This is a genomic window from Spiroplasma endosymbiont of Phyllotreta cruciferae, from assembly GCF_918697755.1.
Map to the genome: position 1 here is coordinate 544,473 of NZ_OU953854.1, position 6,421 is coordinate 550,893.

General features: G+C 26.2%; 12 protein-coding genes. 1 reads left to right on the top strand and 11 read right to left on the bottom strand.

Features of this window, described 5'->3' with window-relative positions:
- Positions 1-253 precede the first annotated feature (253 nt).
- The 5 genes from NL276_RS03600 to NL276_RS03620 all read right to left on the bottom strand — a co-directional run bounded on the left by NL276_RS03600 (position 254) and on the right by NL276_RS03620 (position 2,659).
- Positions 254-484, bottom strand: a complete 231-nt coding sequence (locus NL276_RS03600; RefSeq protein WP_253301217.1) for a hypothetical protein — start codon at positions 482-484, stop codon at positions 254-256.
- A 245-nt stretch (positions 485-729) separates the two neighbouring features.
- Entirely contained in the window at positions 730-903 is a 174-nt protein-coding gene (locus tag NL276_RS03605) for a hypothetical protein (RefSeq protein WP_253301218.1), read from the bottom strand.
- A gap of 1 nt (position 904) precedes the next feature.
- On the bottom strand, positions 905-1,093 hold the full coding sequence (locus tag NL276_RS03610; protein ID WP_253301219.1) for a hypothetical protein: 189 nt from the start codon (positions 1,091-1,093) through the stop codon (positions 905-907).
- Between the two features lie 181 nt (positions 1,094-1,274).
- Positions 1,275-1,622 (bottom strand): ricin-type beta-trefoil lectin domain protein, encoded by a 348-nt coding sequence (locus NL276_RS03615; protein ID WP_253301220.1) that lies wholly within the window; start codon positions 1,620-1,622, stop codon positions 1,275-1,277.
- An 875-nt stretch (positions 1,623-2,497) separates the two neighbouring features.
- A complete protein-coding gene (locus tag NL276_RS03620; protein ID WP_253301221.1) occupies positions 2,498-2,659 on the bottom strand; it encodes a hypothetical protein in 162 nt (53 codons plus the stop codon).
- A gap of 167 nt (positions 2,660-2,826) precedes the next feature.
- Between NL276_RS03620 and NL276_RS03625 the strand changes: the two genes are divergently transcribed.
- Complete coding sequence (locus NL276_RS03625; protein WP_253301222.1) at positions 2,827-3,123, top strand: hypothetical protein; 297 nt, start codon at positions 2,827-2,829, stop codon at positions 3,121-3,123.
- Positions 3,124-3,158: 35 nt separating this feature from the next.
- Here NL276_RS03625 and NL276_RS03630 read toward each other — a convergent pair whose 3' ends face one another.
- The 6 genes from NL276_RS03630 to NL276_RS03655 all read right to left on the bottom strand — a co-directional run.
- Positions 3,159-3,584, bottom strand: a complete 426-nt coding sequence (locus NL276_RS03630; protein WP_253301223.1) for a M20/M25/M40 family metallo-hydrolase — start codon at positions 3,582-3,584, stop codon at positions 3,159-3,161.
- Positions 3,533-4,015 carry a zinc-binding metallopeptidase family protein gene (locus tag NL276_RS03635; RefSeq protein ID WP_253301224.1) on the bottom strand — a complete coding sequence of 161 codons (483 nt, stop codon included), beginning with the start codon at positions 4,013-4,015 and terminating at the stop codon, positions 3,533-3,535. The genes NL276_RS03630 and NL276_RS03635 overlap by 52 nt, the downstream gene beginning before the upstream one ends.
- Before the next feature lie 27 nt (positions 4,016-4,042).
- Entirely contained in the window at positions 4,043-4,504 is a 462-nt protein-coding gene (locus NL276_RS03640) for a M20/M25/M40 family metallo-hydrolase (protein ID WP_253301225.1), read from the bottom strand.
- Between the two features lie 53 nt (positions 4,505-4,557).
- On the bottom strand, positions 4,558-5,547 hold the full coding sequence (gene hemW / locus NL276_RS03645; protein WP_253301226.1) for a radical SAM family heme chaperone HemW: 990 nt from the start codon (positions 5,545-5,547) through the stop codon (positions 4,558-4,560).
- 164 nt (positions 5,548-5,711) lie between these two features.
- Positions 5,712-5,894 (bottom strand): hypothetical protein, encoded by a 183-nt coding sequence (locus NL276_RS03650; RefSeq protein WP_253301227.1) that lies wholly within the window; start codon positions 5,892-5,894, stop codon positions 5,712-5,714.
- A partial coding sequence (locus NL276_RS03655; protein ID WP_370281035.1) for an MSC_0882 family membrane protein occupies positions 5,881-6,421 on the bottom strand: 541 nt, incomplete at its 5' end. The genes NL276_RS03655 and NL276_RS03650, both read right to left, overlap by 14 nt.

The window sequence follows — 6,421 nt, forward strand, 5'->3', positions numbered from 1 at the left end:
GAGTATCTTTTTTTACATTAAGATTATTTTGTTTTTTCTTATACTTTCATAAAAATAGGGTTGATCAGTTAATATTAAATCAATACTTTTATTAGGGATAGTTTTTAATATTTCTAATGAATCTCCATGTATTAATTGGCCTAAGTTAGTTATCATGCGTAAGGATCAAAATTATTTTCAACCGGTACTACATTAGAAATATCATCTTCTATTACTACATTATTAATATCGTTATAAATATATGGTTTTTCTGCTAATTATTGAGTAGGTGTACTAAAATATTATTATTAATAGGTAGTTCATCGCTGACTGCCCCCTGATTTTTAGCGACAGTAATATCAGTAAATGGGATATAATCAAAATTACCATCTTCTTTAATTTCTTTTTCATCTAGATCAATATCAGAAATATCAATTCCCATTTCTAATGCTAATTTACGATATAATTTAGCTTCAACAATTGCTTTTGGTCATTTAAGTTCCAATTATTTCGTTATAATCACTAGTATTAGCATTAAAATTAATTTCATGTATTTTAGGACAAGAATTTAAACTGTCTCACTCAATTTTTCGCCTTTAAATATAATTGCTTTTCTTGGACTATATCCAGCTTCTTCAATTTTTTTACAATAAACTTTACTATCAATAATTGTTGTTAATTTATTTTTAAATGGAATAATATTAAAATCTTTACTAAAAATTAATCCTTTATTACTTAATTTAATAATTCCTAATGCTGTAATTTTGCATTATCTGCATTAGAAACTAATGACATATAATTTTGTCTATTTTTCATTTTTAATTCTTCAAGAGCAAGAATATTTTCTTTTAAATATTTATCATTAACTTTTAACTCATATTTAATAACGGCACCTTTAATATATTGTTGTAATTCATTTACCATGTTATTTATCTCCTTTAATTTTAATTTTTATACCTTTAATACCAATTAATTGATTATCAATTTCTTCAGGAGTTAATTTTTTCTTTGCAACTTCAATTTCATAACGATCCATAATTGCTAAACCATAATCTTTATAACAATCTGGATAATTATCAAACATTTCATTTAATAAATCTTTTAAATTCATCATTATTATTCATCTCTTTGTCATTTATATTGTTATCTTCTTATTCATAATTTAATTCCTCCTAATTCTTTTTTCCTAATGCTCAATTTTCATCAGTCATATCTTCAAATGAGACTGCATAACTTTTAAGCATTAATTGATTTAATTTATTAATAGTTTTTTTATTTAACTTTTTCATAATAAATTACCACATAAAATCTAATGTATGATATTCAGGTCTTATTATAGGTAAATTAAATCTTTTAATAACATGTGTAATAATAGAGTCGTGTACAGCTAATTTTTTAGTTATTTCTTTATATTTATATCCTTGTAAATACATATTTTTAATTTGATTATATTTACCAGTATATTTACTTTTGTTTGGTCTATCTAAATCGAGACAGATATAATCTTTTAAATTTATTATTCCTTTTAATTGATCACAAATTCCACCTTCACAATAAAAACGATAACTTTTACCATATTTAAATCTTGAATTTCAATCTCTAAAAGTTCCATTAGGTAAATTATATTTTTCTTCTATTTTCATACTGGTTAAATTACTAAAATAATTCTTTTAGACAATTAATAATAAATTCATCACTATATTTTGCATTTCAAATCTTTTTTCTAAGACCTGTTTCATCAAAATACATATATTAAAATGTTCCTATTTTTTGCATTATTTATTTTTCCCATTATATTTCATCCTCTCTTATTTAAAATTGTTAATTATGATAATTAAGATAAAACAACTACAAAGTACTACAAAGTGTAGTTGTTTTTATAGTTGGGAGCCATAGAGTTTTCTCTCTCTTCATCCGCACCATTTCAGGTCAAAGCGTTCAGTTTTTAAAATAAATCTACTTGCATCTTGAAGAGCCTAATGCTATAACGCAAATTTATTTATAAAGTTACTATCTCTATTTTTTATTGTCGTTCGATATTAACCTTGGACTTATCACGACTATCGCTTGTTAAAGCGTCTATTATTTCCGGACTGATTACCGTTGGGCTAGACCGCCTAATTTATAAAATATTAAGTTTTATTTAATAAAATAATTAACTGAAACAGAGAAAGGACAACACCTTAAATGATGAGAAAAAACAGAAGACATTTTGTAAAGATTTTCTGAGATATTTATAAATGTGTAAACAACTTAAAGAGGGTATCAAAAAGTTGTTATAAAGTTTTTATTAGAAATATTTAAGATGCTATCCTTTCTCTGGATCAATTAATTAATAATTTTGGTTTTACAAATAAAAAAAACCATTTTAGTAAATGGTTTAATTTATTATTCTTATTCAATTTCTTTGGATATTTTCATACCCCAATCTTTTAAATGCGACCAAAATTTAAATCATCAATATCTTTTTCCTGATGACAGTTATTACAACAAAAAGAAGTAATTTTCCCAAGTTTAATTATTTCACATAAATACTCAAATAATCATCTTTAAATTTAATTCAATATTCATAATGACGTTTAACATCATTTTTATTATTTTGTTCATTATTTTCATCAGTTATTTTATCATTATCTCGCAAGTTTTCTAACTTAATTATTATATCCCCCAAAGAATTCAATGCATTTATTATATCACAAATTGAAAGGAAACAATTAAGAACTTATCTGTTAGTTAGCATTAACTTGAATAACTATGTTCAATCAACTTAACCCAAAAATTTTTTAAAATTCCATAGTATAATAGTTGTATGTATTAACTATCTTTATTATGAAGGAAGTCAATTTTATGGCCAAAAGAATGCTGTCATCACTTTTCAACATTTTGTTTTGTTTATTAAATGTGATTCTGTGAATTTTTAATGCGAATCCTGTTGGAACACTGATTTTTGGAATTGATTGTCCAAATACTCGCAAAGGAAAATTTGTTTATGGATTATGTTCCTTATTACAATTAATTTTAATGGTAACAATTATTGGAACAATCTTCGTTATTATTTTCTGAGCAAAAGGACAACCATCAATTGCTCAACGTCTTGCTAAAATTAATGTAATAATAAAAAGTTTTAATAAATATCTTTTATAAAGATATTTATTAAAACTTTTTTAATTGCTAAAATATTATTTTGTTGTCAACAATGGAATTTCCTTTGTATAAATTTCTAACATTTTTTGTAAATCACTAATTTTAACATACTCATTATATGCATGCATTGTTGATTCATTAATATCAAATTCAGCACCAAAAGCAACACAATTTGGCATTGCCTTTGCATAAGTTACTCCACCAATTGCAACTGGTTTTGCATCCTGATCCCCAGTAACATCACGATAAACCCGCATAATATTCTTAATAATCGTACTATCAATTGGCACATGAATTGGTTTTTCTCAAGAAATAATTGTTAATTGTAAATGATAATTTGATAACTCACCCGTTAATGGCTCTTCAACATCTTTTAACCGATATGAAATTGGTACTCGCATATTTAATGTTAAACGCGTTTTTTCAGCATTAATCTCAACAATTCCATTGTTAACAATCAATAAACCAGTTTCATCCTTCATTGTTGAAAAAATCTGACTAAAATTAAAATCATTGTATAATTGTTTTTTACAAAATTAGCAATTGGTGAATCAGTTGTTAACTCAGCATATGTTGCCAATGTTGCTAATGCTGCATTAATTCCTCGTTCAGGTAAACTTCTGTGTGATGCTTTCCCCTTCACAATTAATCAATCATTTTCAAGAGCTGTTTCAATTTGGTTTTGATCTAATTTAGCTTTAATTTCTGTAAGATATGGTCATTGATAACGAACAACATCAGTCACACAATTATATGCCTCACCACCTAATAAAACAAATTTTTCCCCTTTACCAATAATATCGGCATTAATAATTCCTTTTTCTGCATATACAACTGGAAATTCACCATCTGGAGTATAACCTAGCGCAGAAGGGGTTCCTTCAATTGCCATATATGCTTCAATTGACGCTCAATCAGTTTATTCTGTTAAACCGAAAATTAAACGAATACAATAATCTGGTTGGTAATTATGGTCTTTTAAATATTTTAAAGCATATAAATTGATAATGGTTGGTCCTTTATCATCAAATGAGCCACGACCTAATAATTTTCCATCTTTAATCTGCGCTTGAAATGGGTCAAAATCTCATTTTTTAAGATCACCAGCCGGAACCACATCTAAATGTCCTAAAATAGCAAAGATTTCTGCACCCGTACCATATTCAAAATAACCATAACTATTTTCGGGATCCTGATAAGTTTTAAAACCTAATTCTTGTGCTAATTTAATGGCATAATCTAAAACAGCTTTTGTTCCTATTCTAAATGGAGCACTTGGTTGTGTTGCACTACGTACCGATGGAATTTGAATAATATCTTGAATTTTTGGTAATGCTTCTGAAAAATATTTTTCTTGTAATTTAATAACATCTATTTCCATTTTATTTTCCTATCCCTTCTAAAGGCCTTGATACTCATATCATAACATAAAATTTATTCCATAATATTAACTAAAATATCATTTAGAATATTTAATCCTTGTTTTGTACAACGTAAATGATTATTCTCAAAAACCAAATTATTTTTTGCAACTTCATCGGCAATTTTAGTTTCATAATAAGTTATTGCTGCTTGAGCATCTTTTACTGTTGCTAAATTAATACCCTCTAAAACTCGTAATCCCATCATTAAAATTTGAAAATAATAATCTGCTAATAATATTTCTGTTTTCTGCTGTGTTCAATTTGCATATTTCCGGGTGTTTTCTAATAAATAATAACCATCTTCATTAATAAAACCAGCGGCGCCTGGTCCAAATAATCAAAATGATTTATTAGTTCAATAGCCTAAATTATGCTGTGATTTCTTATTATTATTGGTATAATTTGAAATTTCATAACGAACATAACCCATTTTTTTAAGAGCGGCATTAATAATTTCGTCAAAGGCAATATCATAATCTGGTAATTTTACTTTCGTTTTTCCTCAATAAGAATTTTCTTTTAAAATTAATGAATACCAACTAATATGATCAGGTTGTAATTGTTTAACCATTATTAAGTCTTGTTGAATATCATCTGTTGTTTGATCAAACAAGTTATAAATTATATCAAAAGAAATATTATCAAATCCTTTGTCTCGTGCTGAATTATAACTAGCAACGACATCAGCAACACTATGATGGCGATTAATTTTTTTTAATAACTGATCGTTAAATGTTTGAACTCCAATTGATAACCGATTAACATGATAATTTTTTAAAAGTTGCAATTGACTTTTTGTAATTTTCTCAGGATTTAACTCAATGGTATATTCAACAACTGCTGTTTGATTAATTTTTTGCAACAATTGTAATAATTTTTCTAATTGTTTATCATCTAAACTATTCGGTGTTCCTCCCCCCAAATAAATTGTTTTTAATTTAAATGGTGGCTGTGATTGTGAAATTTCTTGTTCTAACGACAGTAAATATTCATCAACCATTTCATCACGTGATTTCTTAATTTTGAAAAAATCGCAATAAAAAGCAAATATGGTCACAAAAAGGAATATGTACATATAAATGTTCAATCATTATAATCCTCGCTTCTTTATTAATAATTATAAAAATAATTTTAAATAAAAAAGAATTGTTTTTAAAACAATTCTTAATTACGGTTAAATAAACGACCAAAGATTGGTTCACCACGTCGTTTACGACGACGTACAATTAATCATGGAATTGAAATTACTAGCGTTAAAATAATTAGAAAAATAATGAAAATAACTAAACAAATCCGATTGGTTTTTTTCTTCAAGGCTGCTAATTCTTCTGGTTTAAACAATTTCATATCCATAATAACCAATAATATTTGCTTTACGTTTTTTTGTTAAAACAATATTAGCAATATGAATTCCTAATGTTGCGATTAAAATTGCAATTGTAATCGTAATTGCCGCTGTTAAATCATCAACAATTCCCCAACTTCAAAATCCAAATCGGAATTCTTCGCCAGAATGTTGCTGAAAACCATAAAGAATTCCTAAAACAATTCCCCCAAAGAAATACGTTGGAAATGCTAATCAATTTAAAATAATACTACGAACTGTCATTTTTTTATAATTATCAATCAAGAAATGGGGAATCGTATGATTACCACGCATTAAATGTGAAATATAATTGTTTGTTTCAATTCGAACCCGTGATAAATCAAAAATCCCAGCAAATAATAATCCTAATGAAATTAATAAAAAGGTAATTGTTAAAAATGGATGCGGAATATATTTTGCTTGAATTTCCATAATTGATGATATTCCTTGTTGATGTGTAATAAAATATAAGGCAATAAATAAACTTGTTGACATTGTACTAAAAAGC